This window comes from Streptacidiphilus sp. EB129 (genome assembly GCF_041262645.1).
GTDB lineage: Bacteria > Actinomycetota > Actinomycetes > Streptomycetales > Streptomycetaceae > Streptacidiphilus.
In genome coordinates this window covers 257,584-275,423 of the sequence record NZ_JBGCCS010000005.1, presented here as the reverse complement: position 1 = coordinate 275,423, position 17,840 = coordinate 257,584, and the positions used below count along the sequence as shown (strand labels likewise).

The 17,840-nt window shown below is 71.7% G+C and carries 13 protein-coding genes; 8 read left to right on the top strand and 5 right to left on the bottom strand.

All coding sequences use genetic code 11. From position 1 onward, the window contains the following. The first annotated feature begins 149 nt into the window (after window positions 1–149). From ABH925_RS08985 to ABH925_RS08950, 8 genes are all read left to right on the top strand, one after another. A complete protein-coding gene (locus tag ABH925_RS08985) occupies window positions 150–4,040 on the top strand; it encodes a nitrate- and nitrite sensing domain-containing protein (RefSeq protein ID WP_370146686.1) in 3,891 nt (1,296 codons plus the stop codon). 5 nt (window positions 4,041–4,045) lie between these two features. Continuing rightward, on the top strand, window positions 4,046–4,468 hold the full coding sequence (locus ABH925_RS08980; RefSeq protein WP_370146685.1) for a roadblock/LC7 domain-containing protein: 423 nt from the start codon (window positions 4,046–4,048) through the stop codon (window positions 4,466–4,468). A gap of 106 nt (window positions 4,469–4,574) precedes the next feature. Further along, window positions 4,575–4,970 (top strand): DUF742 domain-containing protein, encoded by a 396-nt coding sequence (locus ABH925_RS08975; RefSeq protein WP_370146684.1) that lies wholly within the window; start codon window positions 4,575–4,577, stop codon window positions 4,968–4,970. After that, on the top strand, window positions 4,951–5,559 hold the full coding sequence (locus tag ABH925_RS08970) for an ATP/GTP-binding protein (RefSeq protein ID WP_370146681.1): 609 nt from the start codon (window positions 4,951–4,953) through the stop codon (window positions 5,557–5,559). The genes ABH925_RS08975 and ABH925_RS08970 overlap by 20 nt, the downstream gene beginning before the upstream one ends. A 279-nt stretch (window positions 5,560–5,838) precedes the next feature. Further along, window positions 5,839–9,162: a nitrate- and nitrite sensing domain-containing protein gene (locus ABH925_RS08965; RefSeq protein WP_370146680.1), complete on the top strand. Its 3,324-nt coding sequence runs from the start codon at window positions 5,839–5,841 to the stop codon at window positions 9,160–9,162. Window positions 9,163–9,173: 11 nt separating this feature from the next. Continuing rightward, a complete protein-coding gene (locus tag ABH925_RS08960; RefSeq protein ID WP_370084116.1) occupies window positions 9,174–9,587 on the top strand; it encodes a roadblock/LC7 domain-containing protein in 414 nt (137 codons plus the stop codon). Window positions 9,588–9,694: 107 nt separating this feature from the next. Next, window positions 9,695–10,327: a DUF742 domain-containing protein gene (locus tag ABH925_RS08955; protein WP_370146678.1), complete on the top strand. Its 633-nt coding sequence runs from the start codon at window positions 9,695–9,697 to the stop codon at window positions 10,325–10,327. Further along, entirely contained in the window at window positions 10,308–10,904 is a 597-nt protein-coding gene (locus ABH925_RS08950; RefSeq protein WP_370146677.1) for an ATP/GTP-binding protein, read from the top strand. Before ABH925_RS08955 ends, ABH925_RS08950 begins: the two co-directional genes overlap by 20 nt. A gap of 106 nt (window positions 10,905–11,010) precedes the next feature. Here the strand turns inward: ABH925_RS08950 and cimA are convergent, their stop codons facing one another. From cimA to serA, 5 genes are all read right to left on the bottom strand, one after another. Then, complete coding sequence (gene cimA / locus ABH925_RS08945; RefSeq protein ID WP_370146675.1) at window positions 11,011–12,600, bottom strand: citramalate synthase; 1,590 nt, start codon at window positions 12,598–12,600, stop codon at window positions 11,011–11,013. 496 nt (window positions 12,601–13,096) lie between these two features. Further along, entirely contained in the window at window positions 13,097–14,203 is a 1,107-nt protein-coding gene (locus tag ABH925_RS08940; RefSeq protein WP_370146673.1) for a branched-chain amino acid aminotransferase, read from the bottom strand. Window positions 14,204–14,440: 237 nt separating this feature from the next. Beyond that, complete coding sequence (locus tag ABH925_RS08935) at window positions 14,441–15,487, bottom strand: 3-isopropylmalate dehydrogenase (protein WP_370146671.1); 1,047 nt, start codon at window positions 15,485–15,487, stop codon at window positions 14,441–14,443. A gap of 117 nt (window positions 15,488–15,604) precedes the next feature. Then, window positions 15,605–15,730: a hypothetical protein gene (locus ABH925_RS08930; RefSeq protein WP_370146668.1), complete on the bottom strand. Its 126-nt coding sequence runs from the start codon at window positions 15,728–15,730 to the stop codon at window positions 15,605–15,607. A gap of 289 nt (window positions 15,731–16,019) precedes the next feature. Beyond that, entirely contained in the window at window positions 16,020–17,624 is a 1,605-nt protein-coding gene (serA, locus tag ABH925_RS08925; protein ID WP_370146667.1) for a phosphoglycerate dehydrogenase, read from the bottom strand. Window positions 17,625–17,840 lie beyond the last annotated feature (216 nt).

The window sequence follows — 17,840 nt, the reverse complement described above, 5'->3', positions numbered from 1 at the left end:
ACTGCGCTACTGCCAGCGCCGGGGCCCACTCCACGGCGGCACAAGGGCACTTCCAGGGTCCGCACCAACGGATCCGCGCCCGCCCGAAACTCGACACCGTCCTGTCCGCGTTCTCGCGGGGGACGCCTGGTCCAGAGGTTGCGACGCTAGTGCAGGGACGTATCAAGAGGGGTGGCGGCGGCCCGGGCGACTCGGCGGACCGCGGAAAGACCAACCGCCAGCAGCCGGCACCGACCGCTCCCCCCAGCGCGGACGCGGGCCGGGGCACCGACGCGACGACGGGCGGCCGCCAGTCGACGGCCGACGCCGCCAAGGCCCGAATAGGACGGCTCACGCCGACCCGGGTCACCGGCATGCGCCGGTACGCCCTCAGCAACTGGCGTATCCGTACCCGACTCACCGCCCTGCTGGTGCTCCCGGTGATCGCGGCCATCGTGCTCGGTGGCTTCCGTATCCAGCAGTCGCTGCAGACCCAGCAGCAGCTCGCGAACGTGTCCCAGCTCGGTCTGGTGGCCGCCTCGGCCACCGACCTGGCCACCGCGCTCGAGGACGAGCGCGACACCATGGCCGGGCTGATCACCGACAACCCGAACGACCCCACCCAGGACCCGGTCGTCGCGGCGCAGAAGCTCACGGACACGAGGAAGACGGGCTTCACCAACCTGGTCGACTCGATCGACCGCAGCAGCCTGCCCGGCAACGGCGTCGACATCCTGACCATCGAGCAGAGCCTCGACGACCGCCTCGCCATCCGCACCCACGCGTTCCGCAACGGAGCCGACGCCGGGTCGCTGCAGACGGTCCAGGCCTACGACGGACTGATCACCCCGCTGCTGACGCTGAGCCAGGACCTGGCCCTGGCCTCGTCCAACTCGCAGCTGATCCAGACCACCCGTGCGCTGCAGGAGTTCTCCAAGTGGAAGGAGGACATGTCCATCATTCGCGCGACGGTCAGCGCCGGACTTGCCTCCAGGCCGCAGAACCTGACCGCGGGCGACAAGGCCTACGCGCTGGCGGCGTTCAACGACGCCACCGCGCGCCAGACCGCCTTCACCGACCTGTACGGCTCGCTGCCGGCGAAGTACCTGATCGGCAGCTGGACCAGCAACACCAACATCCAGCGGACCTACGCGTTCACCAACAGCCTGCTGAACTCGCCGGACCCCGGATTCAGCTCCTTCCAGCAGAGCGAGATCCCGGCCTTCCGTGACTGGGACGGTGAGGCCACCACCCAGATCAACGCGATGCGCCTCGACGAGAGCACCCTGGTCTCCGCGCTGAACACGCAGACCAACACGCTGCGCAGCCAGGCCCAGAGCGACGCCATCATCAACGCCGTGCTGATCGCACTGGTCCTGCTGGTCGCCGTGGCCGGCGCCGCCCTGGTGGCGCGCTCCATGGTGCGCACCCTGAACAAGCTGCAGATGGCCGCCGAGGACGTCGCCGAGCACCGGCTGCCCGACCTGGTCCGCACGCTCTCCGAGTCGGACCCGCAGGACGTGGACACCTCGGTCGCGCCGATCGGGATCAACACCACCGACGAGATCGGCCACGTGGCCCGCGCGTTCGACCAGGTCCACGCGCAGGCGGTGCGCCTGGCCGCCGAGCAGGCCCTGCTGCGAGGCAACATCAACGCGATGTTCACCAACCTCTCGCGCCGCTCCCAGGGCCTGATCCAGCGCCAGCTGTCGATGATCTCCGAGCTGGAGAGCCGCGAGGCCGACCCGGACCAGCTGGCCAGCCTCTTCAAGCTGGACCACCTCGCCACCCGTATGCGCCGTAACGGTGAGAACCTCCTGGTCCTCGCCGGTGAGGACCCGGGCCGACGCTGGACCCGCCCGGTGCCGCTGGTCGACGTGCTCCGCGCCGCCGCCTCCGAGGTGGAGCAGTACGAGCGCATCGAACTGGCCTCGGTGCCCACCGCCGACGTGGCCGGACGAGTCGTCAACGACCTCGTCCACCTGCTCGCCGAGCTGCTGGAGAACGCCACCTCGTTCTCCAGCCCGCAGACCCGGGTCCGGGTCACCGGTCACGCGCTGCCGGACGGCCGGGTGCTGGTCGAGATCCACGACACCGGCATCGGCCTCTCCCCCGACGACCTCGCCGAGATCAACGAGCGACTGGCGAACCCGCCGGTGGTGGACGTCTCCGTCTCCCGCCGCATGGGCCTCTTCGTGGTCGGTCGACTCTCGCTGCGTCACGGCATCCGGATCCAGCTGCGCCCCAGCGACTCCGGCGGCACCACCGCGCTGGTCATGCTGCCGGTGGACGTCACCAACGCGGCCGAGCGCCGCGGCGGTGCCGCTCCGCAGGGCGGCCCGCAGCGCGGCGGCCAGGGCGGACCGCAGGTCCGCGGCCCGGAGCAGCGCAACGCGATGCCCCAGGCCCCCGGTCGCACCCCGCTGAACGGCGGCCCGACCGGCGGTCCCTCGGCCCGCCCCTCGCTGCCCCCGCAGCCGGCGCCCGCCCCGCAGGGCCCGCAGCCGTCCCAGTCCTCGCCGTCCGCGCAGTCCTCGCAGCAGCCCGGCCTGCCGCGCCGCGGCGGCAGCCCGTCGCTGCCGCCGGCCGGCACCGACCCGTTCGGCGACCCGCAGCCGCCGCAGCAGCGGCCGCGCCGCGAGCAGCCGCAGAACGCGGCCCAGAACGCCCCGCAGGACCCGGCCGCAGGCTTCGGTGCGGACGGCGGTCGCGGCCAGAACCCGCTGCCGGTCCGCGGCCAGAGCCAGGACCCGCAGGGCTTCGCCCCCGGCGGCCGCGGCGACCAGGGCCGTGGCTTCGGCTCCGACACCGGCCAGACACCGGGCTTCAGCCCGGACAGCGGCCAGACCCCGGGCTTCGGCCCGGACGCCGGGCGCGGGCCGGGCCGTGGCGCCGGACCGGACTTCGGTCCCGGCACGGGCGGGCCGCAGCGCTCGCCGCGTCCGCAGCAGCCGACCCCGCCGCCGGCCGCGCCGATGGAGGAGCACGCGCTCTGGGCCGAGCAGCCCCAGCACGGTTCCCCCGCCGGGCGTCCGCAGCCGGTGGACACCCCGGACGGCACCCTGCAGTTCGCCCGTCCGCACTTCGACGACGAGTCGCAGCCCCGTCCGGCAACACCGCAGCCGCTGCCGCCGCGTCCGGTCGCTCCCCAGCAGCTGACCGGCCAGCACGGCCAGCAGCCCACCGGGCAGCTGCCGACCGGCCCGCAGGCCGGCGGACAGCCGTACGCCGGCCAGCAGTTCCCGGGGCAGCAGGGCCCCGGCCAGCAGTTCTCCGGGCAGCAGCCGCAGGCCCCCACGCCCGCGCTGCCGGTCCTGGCGCAGAACCCGATGGCGCAGAACCCGATGGCGCAGACGGCGATGTCCCAGGCCGCGGACGCGGCGAACCACCCGCTGACCCGGGCGCTTCCGCCGTCCGAGTCCGGTTCGGGCAGCTCGCCGATCTTCGAGGCCATGGAGTCCAACTGGTTCCGCAGTGGCCGCGCCGACCGCATGCGCGCGGTTCAGGTCTACGGCGACGGGCAGAACGCCCAGAACCCGCAGGCCGCCGCGCCCGCCCCGGCGCAGCCCGCCGCGCCGGTGGCACCGCAGCGCCCGCTGCCGGTGCAGGCGCAGTCCGCGGACCCGTTCGCCGCCTCCGGACCGGTCGCCCCGGCGCAGCCGCAGGCTCCGTTCGGTACCCCGCCGCGCCGGCAGCAGCCGGAGCGCGGGTTCGGTGAGGGCGCGCCCTCCGGCGCCACCGCGGCCTCGGTGCCGTGGCGGGCCTCCGCCAACGACGAGGTCTGGCGGCGCGCGGAGCAGGTGCGCGAGCCCAGCGCCGGCGGCGTGCTGCCGTCCGGTCTGCCGCGACGGGTGCCCCAGGCCAACCTGGTGCCCGGTCAGGCGGAGTCCGCCCCGGCGGACGGCCCCCAGGTCTCCCGCTCCCCCGAGGAGGTCCGCGGCCGGCTCACCAACCTGCGCCGTGGCATCCAGCAGGGTCGCCAGGCAGGAACGGGCAACCCGAACCAGGCCGGCCCGAATCAGGGCAACGGCCCGTACGGCACCAACCCCCAGGAGCGCTGAGCCAGATGAGCCAGATGTCCCAGGCTGCACATAATCTGAACTGGTTGATCACCAGCTTCGTGGACAACACCCCCGGGGTGTCGCACACGGTGGTGGTGTCCGCCGACGGTCTCCTGCTGGCCATGTCCGAGGGCTTCCCCCGCGACCGCGCCGACCAGCTCGCCGCCGTCGCCTCCGGTCTCACCTCGCTCACCCAGGGCGCCTCGCGGATCTTCGAAGGCGGCCGGGTCACCCAGACCGTCGTCGAGATGGAGCGCGGCTTCCTCTTCATCATGGCCGTCTCCGACGGCTCCTCCCTCGCCGTCCTGTCCTCCCCGGACAGCGACATCGGCCTGGTCGGCTATGAGATGGCCCTCCTGGTCGACCGTGCCGGGGACGTCCTGACGCCGGCGCTGCGCGCCGAGCTCCAGGGCAGCCTGCTGCACTGACCGTTCGCACCACCCCGCTGTTCCAGCACCGACGATTGACGGCCCCTCACTTCAATCACCCAGCCGCGGAGAGGCACGACGGACCGCTGCAGCACAAGGAGGACAGATGACCCCGCCCCAAGGCTCCGGTCCGTACGGCAGTAGTGGGTACAGCGGCGCGCAGCAGCCGCTGGTGCGCCCCTACGCGATGACCGGTGGCCGGACCCGTCCGCGCTACCAACTGGCGATCGAGGCGCTGATCTCCACCACCTCACAGGCCGACCGGGCCGGGACGCTGCTCCCGGAGCACTCCCGGATCGTCCAGCTCTGCCGTGAGGTCAAGTCCGTCGCCGAGGTCTCGGCGCTGGTGCCCATGCCGCTCGGCGTGGCCCGGATCCTCGTCGCCGACCTGGCCGAAGCCGGCCTGGTCGCCATCCACCAACCGGCAGCCGCCTCCGAGTCCGGCGGCACTCCGGACGTCACACTGCTCGAAAGGGTGCTCAGTGGACTACGCAAGCTCTAGGCCCGCGGCGCCCTACGGGGCTGCGCCTCCCACCGCGACCCGCGCCACCACCTCGGCGAAGATCGTCGTGGCGGGTGGCTTCGGCGTCGGCAAGACCACCCTGGTCGGCGCCGTCTCCGAGATCAACCCGCTGCGCACCGAGGCCGTGATGACCTCGGCCTCGGCCGGCATCGACGACCTGACGCACGTCAGCGGGAAGACCACCACCACGGTCGCCATGGACTTCGGGCGTATCACCCTGGACGAGGACCTGATCCTCTACCTCTTCGGCACCCCCGGCCAGGACCGCTTCTGGTTCATGTGGGACGACCTGGTCCGCGGCGCCATCGGCGCCGTCGTCCTGGTCGACACCCGCCGCCTCGCCGACTGCTTCCCCGCCATCGACTACTTCGAGAACAGCGGCCTGCCCTTCGTCGTCGCCCTCAACGCCTTCGACGGAAGCCAGACGCACAACCCCGAAGAAGTCCGCGAAGCACTCCAACTCGGCCCCGACACCCCCGTCATCACCACCGACGCCCGCCGCCGCGACAGCGCCAAGTCCGCACTCATCACCCTCGTCGAACACGCCCTCCTCGCCCGGCTCCGGTGAACGCGCGGTAACGGGGCGTCTTCCGGAACCGGCGGTTGCATAACGGTTGGACACGCAATTCCTTCACCGGAGTCACGTGAGGTGAGCACATGCACACGCAGTGCCCACCAAAGCAGGCGCATTCGCCACAGCTGGGGCCTTATGTCCCTTTTATTGTCAGGACGCGGGTCCTCCGCAGGTGTTTGGCCCGTACACCGCGTACGTGCTGAAATTCCAGCGATCCGCGCAGATCTGTAGCACGTTCAGAAATGGCCGCCCCGGCCGAGAGGTTGTTGTCGAGTGAGGCAGAAGCAGGCAGACCCCAGCGCCAGTACTGCGCCCGATGTCCGGCCGGTCGGCCGGTTCTCCCTGCGCAACCGTCGCCTGCCCACCAAGCTGGTGGTCACGCTGCTGATCCCGGTGGTGCTCGCGCTCACCTTCGGCGCGCTCCGGGTGCAGAGCTCCTACACCACCTGGCAGTCGGCCTCGGACGCCGAGAAGACCGCCCGCCTGGTCGGTGCCGCGACCGACGTCACGCAGAGCCTGGACCAGGAGCGCGACCTCTCCGTCGAGCCGCTGGTGACCGGCCAGGGCGTCACACCGGCGGTCCAGGCGCTGCGGACCGCCACCGACGCGAGCATCGCCGCCTTCAACACGCTGGCCGCGAGCGCGCCGAACACCGGACACCTGCAGGCGCGGCTGAAGCTCGCCACCCAGCAGCTGGCCAACCTCAAGCAGCTGCGCAACGCCACCTACGACGCCCCCGGCGTGGTGACCGAGGAGGGCTACTCCAGCCTGCTCTCCGCGATGCAGGCACTGGACAACGAGCTCGGCTACGCCGGCGGCGGCAGCAACGGCGCCGGCGCCAACATCACCTCCGACGCCCGTTCGATCTACGCGATCACGCTGGCCAAGGACGCGGTGTCGGTCAACCGCTCCATCGGGATGCACCTGCTGCTGCAGAAGAACGTCCCGATGACCTCCTCCGGCCGGCAGACCCAGGTGGTCCGTGTCTTCGGCTACCTGTTCCTGCAGAACGTCGCCCAGGAGGAGTTCACCAGCGCCGCCGACCCGGCCATCGTGCAGGAGCTGCAGGCCGCGCTGGCCACGGCCACCCAGCAGGGGCAGGCGGCGGTACAGCAGGCCGCCGCCCAGGCCAAGGCCGCCGGGCAGTCGTTCACCCCGCCGCCGGACATCCCGACGATGGTCAACGACATCAGCGCGGAGATGACGCCGAAGCAGCTGGAAGCCGCCGGGGTCACCCCGGCGAACTGGATGGCCGCCAACACCCTTGAGTTCAACGCCATCCGCGCCGTCGAGAAGAACCTGACCGCGCAGGCGGTCCAGCACTCGGCGGACGCCGCGAACTCCGCCCGCACCGGCATGATCCTCGATGCCGCGATCACCCTGGCCGCGCTGCTGCTCGCCGCGCTGGTCACCACCGTGGTCGCCCGCTCGATGATCCAGGGCATGCGGACGCTGCGCGACTCCGCCCAGGAGATCGCCTCCACCCGGCTGCCCGACCTGGTCCAGCGGCTCTCCAAGACCGACCCGGACCGGGTGGACACCACCGTGCGTCCCATCCCGATCGACGGCAGGGACGAGATCGGTGAGGTGGCCCGGGCCTTCGACGACGTCCACCGCGAGGCCATCCGGCTCGCCTCCGAGCAGGCCATGCTGCGGGGCAACGTCAACGCGATCTTCACCAACCTCTCCCGCCGCAGCCAGGGCCTGATCGAGCGCCAGCTCGGCCTGATCACCGAGCTGGAGAACAACGAGGCGGACCCGGACCAGCTGGAGAACCTGTTCAAGCTGGACCACCTGGCCACCCGTATGCGCCGCAACGGCGAGAACCTGCTGGTCCTCGCCGGCGAGTCGGCCGGCCGCGAGTGGAACGACCCGATCCCGCTGGTGGACGTGCTGCGCGCGGCCGCCTCCGAGGTGGAGCAGTACGAGCGCATCGAGCTCAGCGGCATCCCGGAGACCGACGTGGTCGGCCCGGCGGTCACCGACATCGTGCACCTGCTCGCCGAGCTGCTGGAGAACGCCACCACCTTCTCCAGCCCGCAGACCCGGGTCCGGGTCACCGCCACCCGCCTTCCGGACCACCGGGTTCTGATCGAGATCCACGACAAGGGCATCGGCCTCACCGCCGAGGACTTCGCCGGGATCAACAACAAGCTCGCCGACCCGCCCACGGTGGACGCCTCGGTGTCCCGGCAGATGGGTCTGTTCGTGGTCGGCCGGCTGGCCGAGAAGCACGGCATCCGGGTCCAGCTGCGGCCCTCCGGCGAGTCGGCCGGCACCACCTCGCTGGTGATGGTCCCGGACCACCTCACCCAGCTGCCGCGGCCCGCCGAGCCCGAGGAGCAGTTCACCGTCTCGCGGATCTACGGCGAGCCCGAGCCCGGCGCCTTCGGCGGCCCCGACGGCGCCCGCAGCGCCAGCGAGCTGGGCTTCGACGACAGCCGCTACGACCGGCAGCTGACCGGCCAGGAGCCGGCCGCCGCGGCCGGTCTGGGCCGGTCCCCCCGGCTGGAGCAGCGCCGCGGCCCGGTGGCCCCGGCGCTGGAGACCGGCCCGCAGGCCGTCCCCGCCGCGCCGGAGCCCCAGCAGCCCGCGGCGCAGGCCTACAACGCCGGGGCCTACGCCCCGGAGCCGTACACCGAGCAGCCCGCAGCGCAGGCCTACCACGCCGAGGGCTATCCGGAGACCGGCTACCAGCAGGCCCCGCCGACCCCCGACTACGGTGCCGACTTCGACCGCAACTTCGGTCTCCCCTACGCCGCCGCCGCTGAATACCAGACAGGCAGCCAGACAGGCGGCCAGGCGGGCGGCCAGGGCGGCGCCCAGGCCCCCGGCCGGCCGGCCGGCGCCGGGCGGGACTTCGACGGGTTCGACGGCTTCAACTCGTCCACCCCGTCCTACCCGGCCCCCGACGCCTCGTACGAGGCCGGGCGCTACACCGCCGCGCACTTCGAGTCCGCCGACCCCGGCTACGGCCGGCCGCAGGACCCGTACCAGCCCGAGCAGCAGTACGGCCACCCGTACTACGCGGAGGAGCCGCAGTCCGCGGCACCGGTGGCCGAGCAGCCGGTGGCCTTCCAGCCGCACACCCCGCCGGCGCTCCCGCAGCGTCCGACCCCCGTGCCCTCCCCCGGCGCGAACGGGTCCGGCGGCAGCGGCTCCGGCAGCGCGCTGCCGCAGCGCCGTCCGGGCCAGGCCCTGGGCGGACGCGCCATCGGCGACCGCGCGGCCGGCGAGCGCCCCAACTGGTTCACCGGTGCCCGCGAGGACGAGGGCGAGCAGGCCCCGGCCTTCCCGCCCGCCACACCCTTCGCGGCTCCCCCGGCCTCCGGACCCCTCGTCGGCGACACCACCGCCGCCGGGCTTCCCCGACGGATCCCGCGGCAGAACCTGCTGCCGGGTAACGTTCAGGAAGTCGGTGGCACCCAACAGACTGCCGCCGCACCCCAGTTGTCCCGTTCCCCGGAGGAGGTCCGCGGCCGGCTCACCAATCTGCGCCGCGGCATCCAGCAGGGACACAGCGTCGGCGACACCCCCTCCCCCGACCAGCACGGCAGCACCGATCTCTTCGGCGGCCCGAACCATCCGGAGCGTTAGCAGTGAGTCAGATGTCCCAGGCGGCACAGAACCTGAACTGGTTGATCACCAACTTCGTGGACAACACCCCCGGGGTGTCGCACACGGTGGTGGTGTCCGCCGACGGTCTCCTGCTGGCCATGTCCGAGGGCTTCCCCCGCGACCGCGCCGACCAGCTCGCCGCCGTCGCCTCCGGTCTCACCTCGCTCACCCAGGGCGCCTCGCGGATCTTCGAAGGCGGCCGGGTCACCCAGACCGTCGTCGAGATGGAACGCGGTTTCCTCTTCATCATGGCCGTCTCCGACGGCTCCTCCCTCGCCGTCCTGGCCTCCCCGGACAGTGACATCGGATTGGTCGGGTACGAGATGGCGCTCCTGGTCGACCGCGCCGGTACGGTGCTCACCCCGGCACTGCGCGCGGAACTCCAGGGCAGCCTGCTGCACTGACCGTTCGCACCACCGACCGCTCCACCGCACGGCCTGTTCGTCCGCTCCACCCGCTCGTCAGCTTCACCCCGCAGTTCGCCCCGTACGTTCCACTGTGAGGAGGAACCGTGACACCGCCCGAGGACCAGAACGGCCAGTACGGAGCCGGCTATCCCGGTACAGGTCATGACGCGTTCGGCGGTCCCGGCGGCGGTTACGCCTCTGGGTACCCCGCCTATCCCGGTCAGGACCAGCAGGACCCGCAGCGGAACGGCTACGGGGAGCCCCTGTACCAGGAGTCCGGCTACCCGGCCCGTCCCGGTTCCCACCTCGGCGCGACGACCGGTTCCGGCTACTCCAGCCGCCCCTCCTACGCGGACGACTGGAAGCACCAGCCGCCCCAGGAGCCGGAGCCGGACGAGGAGCCGCTGATCCGTCCGTACGCCATGACCGGCGGCCGGACCCGCCCGCGCTACCAGCTCGCCATCGAGGCCCTGGTGTCCACCACCGCGGCCCCGGAGCGGATCGGCTCGCTGCTGCCCGAGCACCAGCGGATCTGCAATCTCTGCCGCGACATCAAGTCCGTGGCCGAGATCTCGGCGCTGCTCTCCATGCCGCTCGGCGTGGCCCGCATTCTCGTCGCCGACCTGGCCGAGTCCGGCCTGGTCGCGATCCACCAGCCCGCCGCCGGAGGCGAATCCGGTGGCACGCCAGACGTGACACTGCTCGAAAGGGTGCTCAGTGGACTTCGCAAGCTCTAGGCCCGCTCCACCGGCCGCCACGGGAGCCCGCACGACCACCTCGGCGAAGATCGTCGTGGCGGGTGGCTTCGGCGTCGGCAAGACCACCCTGGTCGGCGCCGTCTCCGAGATCAACCCGCTGCGCACCGAGGCCGTGATGACCTCGGCGTCGGCCGGCATCGACGACATCAGCCACGTCGCCGACAAGACCACCACCACGGTCGCCATGGACTTCGGGCGTATCACCCTGGACGAGGACCTGATCCTCTACCTCTTCGGCACCCCCGGCCAGGACCGCTTCTGGTTCATGTGGGACGACCTGGTCCGCGGCGCCATCGGCGCCGTCGTCCTGGTCGACACCCGCCGCCTCGCCGACTGCTTCCCCGCCATCGACTACTTCGAGAACAGCGGCCTGCCCTTCGTCGTCGCCCTCAACGCCTTCGACGGAAGCCAGTCCCACAACCCCGAAGAAGTCCGCGAAGCACTCCAACTCGGCCCCGACACCCCCGTCATCACCACCGACGCCCGCCGCCGCGACAGCGCCAAGTCCGCACTCATCACCCTCGTCGAACACGCCCTCCTCGCCCGGCTCCGCTGAGCCGCTCTGCCGATCCAGGCTCTGCTGATCCAGGCTCTGCCGATCCACGAGGTGCAGTCGTCAAAGGGGCCGCCGCGCAGTGCGCAGCGGCCCCTTGACTGTCCCCTCAGGGCTCCAGGCCGGCCCGGATCAGGCCGAAGGTGAACGCGTCGTCAAGTGCCTGCCAGGACGCGCCGATGACGTTCTCGGCCACCCCGACGGTGGACCACTCGTCCTTGCCGTCGCTGGTGGTGATCAGGACCCGGGTCTGCGACGAGGTGCCGTGCTGGCCCTCCAGGATGCGCACCTTGTAGTCGACCAGCTCCAGGGCGGCCAACTGCGGGTAGAACCGCTCCAGCGCCACCCGCAGCGCCATGTCCAGGGCGTGCACCGGGCCGTTGCCCTCGCCGGTGGCGATGATGCGCTCGCCCCTGGCCCGCAGCTTCACCGTCGCCTCGTTGGCCTGGCTCCCGTCCGCGAGCTGCTCGCCGATGGTGCGCCAGGACTCCAGCTCGAAGAAGCGGTCCCGGCTGCCGCGGATCTCGTCGCGCAGCAGCAGCTCGAACGAGGCGTCCGCGGCCTCGTAGGTGTAGCCGAGGTTCTCCCGCCGCTTGACGGTGGCGACCACCCGGCCGACCGCGTCCCGGTCCCCGGCCAGGTCGTAGCCGAGTTCCTTGGCCTTCAGCTCCACCGAGGCCCGGCCGGCCATGTCCGAGACCAGCATCCGCATGCTGTTGCCGACCAGCGCCGGGTCGGTGTGCTGGTACAGGTCCGGGTCGACCTTGATCGCGGAGGCGTGCAGCCCGGCCTTGTGCGCGAAGGCGGAGACCCCGACGTACGGCTGGTGGGTGGACGGCGTCAGGTTGACCACCTCGGCGATGGCGTGCGAGATCCGGGTCATCTCGCGCAACGCGCCCTCCGGCAGCACCCGGCGGTCGTGCTTGAGCTCCAGCGCGGCGGTGACCGGGAACAGGTTGGCGTTGCCGACCCGCTCGCCGTAGCCGTTGGCGGTGCACTGCACATGGGTCGCGCCCGCGTCCACCGCCGCCAGGGTGTTGGCGACCGCGCAGCCGGTGTCGTCCTGGGCGTGGATGCCGAGCCGGGCACCCGTCCTGGCCAGCACCTCGGCGACGATGGCGTGCACCCCGGCCGGGAGCATCCCGCCGTTGGTGTCGCAGAGCACCACCACATCGGCCCCGGCCTCGGCGGCCGCGCGGACCACGGACAGCGCGTACTCGGGGTTGGCCTTGTAGCCGTCGAAGAAGTGCTCGCAGTCGACGAACACCCGGCGCCCCTGGGCCCGCAGGTGGCCGACGCTGTCGGCGACCATGGCCAGGTTCTCCTCCAGGGTGGTGCGCAGCGCCAGTTCGACGTGCCGGTCGTGCGACTTGGCCACCAGGGTGATCACCGGGGCCCCGGAGGCGAGCAGCGCCGCCAGCTGGGGATCGGTGGCCGCCTCGCCGCCGGCCCTGCGGGTCGCGCCGAAGGCGACCAGTCGGGCGGTGCGCAGCTCCAGCTCGACGGCGGCGCGGGCGAAGAACTCGGTGTCGCGGGGGTTGGCGCCGGGCCACCCGCCCTCGATGAAGCCGACGCCGAAGTCGTCCAGATGGCGGGCGATGGTGAGTTTGTCGGCGACGGTGAGGTTGATGCCCTCGCGCTGCGCACCGTCGCGCAGGGTCGTGTCGAAGACGTGGAAGTCGTCGCTGAGGGTCGTCATGGCCTGGGGTCTCCTGTCCGGGGGCTGGTTGGCCCCCCAGCAGGGTCTGCCTACTGGGGGATCCGACTCCACTGTCCACCTTTGCCGGGCGCGGCTCGGATGTCGGGGCGATCCTTGTGGGAACACGCCGGACAACGAAAAAGACCCCTCGCGGATGCGAGAGGTCTGCGCGCGGGTCTGAGGACACGGTGTCCGTTCCGCGTACGGGTCGATCGTGCGGAGCGGTCACTGAGGACCGGCGCGCCTGCTGCCAATAATGCGCTGGAGCGAGGACACGCTTGCAGTGTGGCACAGTCGCGCCATCCGGGACGGTCAGTCTCAGCATGCGGAACCCGATACTGCCTGGGGGCGCGCGGGGAACCCTGTGCAGATGAGCAACCCCCTTACTACCTGGGGGCGCGGGGAACTGCGCGACCAGCCCTCTACGGAGGTGCAGGGTTGGCAGCGCAATTCCTCGCGCCCCTCAGGGGCTGCCCGCGTGCGGGAGAAGCACAGGTCAGACGATGGGGTGCATCCAGCCGTGGGTGTCCTCGCGGCGGCCGCTCTGCAGCGCGAGCAGCGTCTCGCGGAGCCGGAGGGTGACCGGGCCGGGGTTGCCGTCGCCGACGGCCCACCCGCCGCGCGCGGCCTTGACCGACCCGACCGGGGTGATCACCGCGGCGGTGCCGCAGGCGAAGACCTCGGTCAGGGTGCCGGCCGCGGAACCCTCGCGCCACTCGTCGGTGGAGATCTTCCGCTCCTCCGTGCCGTAGCCGAGGTCGGCGGCGATGGAGAGCAGCGAGTCCCGGGTGATCCCGGGCAGCAGCGAGCCGGACAGCTCCGGGGTGACGATGCGGGCGTCCTCGCCCTCGCCGAAGACGAAGTAGAGGTTCATCCCGCCCATCTCCTCGATCCAGCGGCGCTCGATCGCGTCCAGCCAGACCACCTGGTCACAGCCCTGCGCGGCCGCCTGGGCCTGGGCCACGAGCGAGGCGGCGTAGTTGCCGCCGCACTTCGCGGCGCCGGTGCCACCGGGCGCGGCGCGGACGTACTCCTCGGAGAGCCAGACCGAGACCGGCTTGATGCCGCCGGGGAAGTAGGCGCCGGCCGGGGAGGCGATCAGCACGAACAGGTACTCGTTGGCCGGGCGGACACCCAGGCCGACCTCGGTCGCGATCATGAACGGACGCAGGTAGAGGCTGGCCTCACCGGTCTCGGGGACCCACGCCTGGTCCTGCTGGACCAGCGCCTCCACCGCGGCGACGAAGGTCTCCTGCGGCAGCTCGGCCATGGCCAGACGACGGGCGGAGGCCTGGAAGCGCTCGGCGTTGGCGTACGGGCGGAAGGTCTGGATCCGGCCGTCGGCGGTGCGGTAGGCCTTGAGGCCCTCGAAGATCGACTGGCCGTAGTGCAGGATCGCCGTGGCCGGGTCCAGCTCCAGCGGGCCGTAGGGGGTGAGCTGGGCGTCGTGCCAGCCGCGGCCCTCGGTCCAGCGGATGGTCACCATGTTGTCGGTGAAGAAGCGGCCGAATCCGGGGTTGGCCAGCCGGGCCTCGCGCTCGGCGGCGGAGAGCGGGTGGGCCGAGGGCTTGAGCTCGATCTCGATGGGCTCGTTGGGAGTCATGGCGGATACGTCCTTCACCGTGTCGTCATGGCGGCCCGCCCGAACGGTCGTGGGGGCCCAAGGTCGATGGTCGCACCTTCCCGGGTCACTCGAACAGCCGCCGAGGTCGAGGCGCGCCAAAGCGGCCCGGAAGGTGCGAACCGGTGTTGCCGGGGTCACAGACTTGCTGACCAGCCGGATCTCGGCTCGCTCTCCTCCGGACCGCTCGTGGGGTCCGTCAGCAGGTGGGCCGGCTGGTCAGCCGGCTACTCGGGCGGCGAGGGCGTCGCCGACCTGCTCGGTGGTACGCGGTGCGGTGAGTGCGACGCGCTCGGCGAGGTCCGCCGACACGGCGGCCTCGATCCGGACGGCCTCCTGCTCCAGGCCCAGGTGGCGCAGCAGCATCGCGACCGACAGCACGGTGGCGGTGGGGTCCGCCTTGCCCTGTCCGGCGATGTCCGGGGCCGAGCCGTGGACCGGCTCGAACATCGACGGGAACGCGCCGCTCGGGTTGATGTTCCCGCTGGCGGCGAGGCCGATCCCGCCGGTGACGGCGGCGGCCAGGTCGGTGAGGATGTCACCGAAGAGGTTGTCGGTGACGATGACGTCGAAGCGCTCCGGCTGGGTGACGAAGAAGATCGTCGCCGCGTCGACGTGCAGGTAGTCGGTGCTGACCTCGGGGTACTCGGCCGCGACCTGGTTGAAGATCCGGGTCCACAGGTGGCCGGCGTGCACCAGCACGTTGTTCTTGTGGACCAGGGTCAGCTTCCGGCGCGGCCGGGCCTGGGCCCGGGCGAAGGCGTCGCGGACCACCCGCTCGATCCCGAACGCGGTGTTCAGGCTGACCTCGGTGGCGACCTCCTGCGGCGTGCCGGTGCGCAGGCTGCCTCCGTTGCCGACGTACGGCCCCTCGGTGCCCTCGCGGACCACGACGAAGTCGATCTCCGGCTGTCCCGCCAGCGGGGAGCTGACGCCCGGGAAGAGCTTCCCGGGACGCAGGTTCACATGGTGGTCGAAGGCGAACCGCAGCTTGAGCAGAAGCCCGCGCTCCAGCACGCCGGACGGGACCGACGGGTCGCCGATGGCGCCGAGCAGGATGGCGTCGTTCTGCTTCAGCTCATCGAGGACGCTGTCCGGCAGGATCTCGCCGGTGACGTGGTAGCGACGGGCGCCGAGGTCGTACTCGGTGGTCTCCACCTTGGTGTCGGCGGGGAGCACGGCGGCGAGGACCTTGAGCCCCTCGGCGACGACTTCCTGGCCGATGCCGTCACCGGGGATCACTGCGAGGCGGAGAGTGCGAGACATGATCGGGACCTTACTCCTGGTTCCAGCAGGTGGGCATCAGGAGTCCGTCATATGGACGTCGTCCAGGTCGTCGGCCGGCCGGCCGCCGCCGCGCAGGGGCCCTGGCTGCGGTTGGGGCTAACTGTGGTCGTGACCGGTGACGCCGCCGTTGTCGCGGCGGTCCAGCGCACGCTGGAGGGCGGCGGCCGCCTTGGCGCGGTCGGTGGTCTGGGGGCGGGGGGTCTGCGGGCGCAGCTGGTCCATGAGGGGGACTCCGTTCACGCGGGGGGTGTGAGGAGGGGGCCGCGCAGGGATCACCCGCGTAGAGGGCCGGTCGGAGCTGGCCGAGGATACGGCAGATCGTCCGATCTACTTCACGGTACGCCAGGGTTCTGGAACTGTCTGCAGAAGTACTTGGATTTCCTACTATCTGAGACGGCACCCACCCGGACACGGCAGCGCCCCGCCCGTCCGGAGGACGTGCGGGGCGCTGGGATTGACCGGGCGTCAGGTGCCGGGGCGATCCGGAACTGAGACGCAGACCACGGAAAGGTCAGGAGTTGAGGTTCACCGAACGGGCGAACTTGGCGCCGATCTCGACGGCGATCTCGGCCAGCAGCGTCTGCGGGATCTCGCTGTCCACAGTGAGCGACACCAGGGCGTCGCCGGCCTCGTCGTCGCGGGAGACCTGCATACCGGCGATGTTGATGCCGGCGTCGCCGAGCACCCGGCCGAGCGTGCCGACCACGCCGGGGCGGTCGTCGTAGCGGAAGAAGCCCATGTGGTCGGTGAGGACCAGGTCGACGTCGAAGGTGTCCACGCCGACGATCTTCTGGATCCGCTTGGGACCGGTCAGCGTGCCGGAGACGGCGACCTCGCGGCCGTCGGTCAGGGTGCCCCGGACGGTGATGACGTTGCGGTACTCCGGGCTCTCGCTGGTCGTGGTCAGCCGGACCTCGAGGCCGCGCTCCTGGGCGAACAGCGGCGCGTTGACGTAGGAGACGGTCTCGGCCACGACGTCCTCGAAGACGCCCTTCAGGGCCGACAGCTCCAGCACCTTCACGTCGTGCTGGGTGATCTCGCCGCGCACCTCGACGTCCAGGCGCACCGCGACCTCGCCGGCCAGCGCGGTGAAGATCCGGCCCAGCTTCTCGGCCAGCGGCAGGCCGGGACGGACGTCCTCGGCGATGACGCCGCCCTGGACGTTGACCGCGTCCGGGACCAGCTCGCCGGCGAGGGCGAGACGGACCGACTTGGCCACCGAGATTCCGGCCTTCTCCTGCGCCTCGTCGGTGGAGGCACCCAGGTGCGGGGTGGAGACCACGTTGTCGAAACCGAACAGCGGGGAGTCGGTGCAGGGCTCCTTGGCATAGACGTCGAGCCCGGCGCCGGCCACCCGGCCCTCCTTGAGGGCGGCCGCGAGTGCCTCCTCGTCCACGATGCCGCCGCGGGCGGCGTTGACGATCCGGACGGTCGGCTTGACCTTGTGCAGCGCCTCGTCACCGATCAGGCCGACGGTCTCCGGCGTCTTCGGCAGGTGCACCGTGATGAAGTCGGAGACCTCCAGCAGCTCGTCCAGCGACATCAGCTTGACGCCCATCTGGGCGGCGCGTGCGGCCTGGATGTAGGGGTCGTAGGCGACGATCTTCATCCCGAAGGCGGACATCCGCTGGGCCACCAGGACGCCGATCCGGCCCAGACCGACCACGCCGAGGGTCTTCTCGGCCAGCTCGACGCCGGTGTACTTGCTGCGGGCCCACTTCCCGGCCTTGAGCGCGGTGTTGGCGGCCGGGATGTGCCGGGCGGTGGAGATCAGCAGACCACAGGCCAGTTCGGCGGCGGTGACGATGTTGGAGGTCGGGGCGTTGACGACCATCACGCCGGCCTTGGTGGCGGCGGGTACGTCCACGTTGTCCAGGCCGACGCCGGCGCGGGCGACGACCTTCAGCTTCCTGGCGGCGGCGATGGCCTCCGCGTCGACCTTGGTGGCGGAGCGGATCAGGATCGCGTCCACGTCGGCGATGGCGGGCAGCAGCTCGGCCCGGTTGGCGCCGTCGCAGTGGCGGATCTCGAAGTCGGGCCCGAGCGCGTCCACGGTCGCGGGGGAGAGTTCTTCCGCGATGAGGACGACAGGCTTCTGAGGAGTAGCAGCGCTCACGACAGTGGTCCTTACTGTCCGGGGCTCCCCTGCCGCATGGATGGGAGTGGCACCCAGACGGACGGCATGGTGGAGGGGTGGCATGCCGCGTTGGAGACGCACGACGCTGTGGGCCTGACGCGCAATCGGAGTCTAGCGAGGGACGAGGTCTGGCCTCGCGCCCGTGCGGAGGAATCACCCGCACGGGACCGTACGAACCGTACAAAGGCGCGGGGA

What these genes read in the sequence shown, in the direction of transcription:
- ABH925_RS08980 (WP_370146685.1), top strand. Translation starts at nt 4,046, where the DNA reads ATGAGCCAGATGTCCCAGGCTGCACATAATCTGAACTGGTTGATCACC.
- ABH925_RS08975 (WP_370146684.1), top strand. Translation starts at nt 4,575, where the DNA reads ATGACCCCGCCCCAAGGCTCCGGTCCGTACGGCAGTAGTGGGTACAGC.
- ABH925_RS08960 (WP_370084116.1), top strand. Translation starts at nt 9,174, where the DNA reads ATGTCCCAGGCGGCACAGAACCTGAACTGGTTGATCACCAACTTCGTG.
- cimA (WP_370146675.1), bottom strand. Translation starts at nt 12,600, where the DNA reads ATGACGACCCTCAGCGACGACTTCCACGTCTTCGACACGACCCTGCGC.
- ABH925_RS08940 (WP_370146673.1), bottom strand. Translation starts at nt 14,203, where the DNA reads ATGACTCCCAACGAGCCCATCGAGATCGAGCTCAAGCCCTCGGCCCAC.
- ABH925_RS08935 (WP_370146671.1), bottom strand. Translation starts at nt 15,487, where the DNA reads ATGTCTCGCACTCTCCGCCTCGCAGTGATCCCCGGTGACGGCATCGGC.
- ABH925_RS08930 (WP_370146668.1), bottom strand. Translation starts at nt 15,730, where the DNA reads ATGGACCAGCTGCGCCCGCAGACCCCCCGCCCCCAGACCACCGACCGC.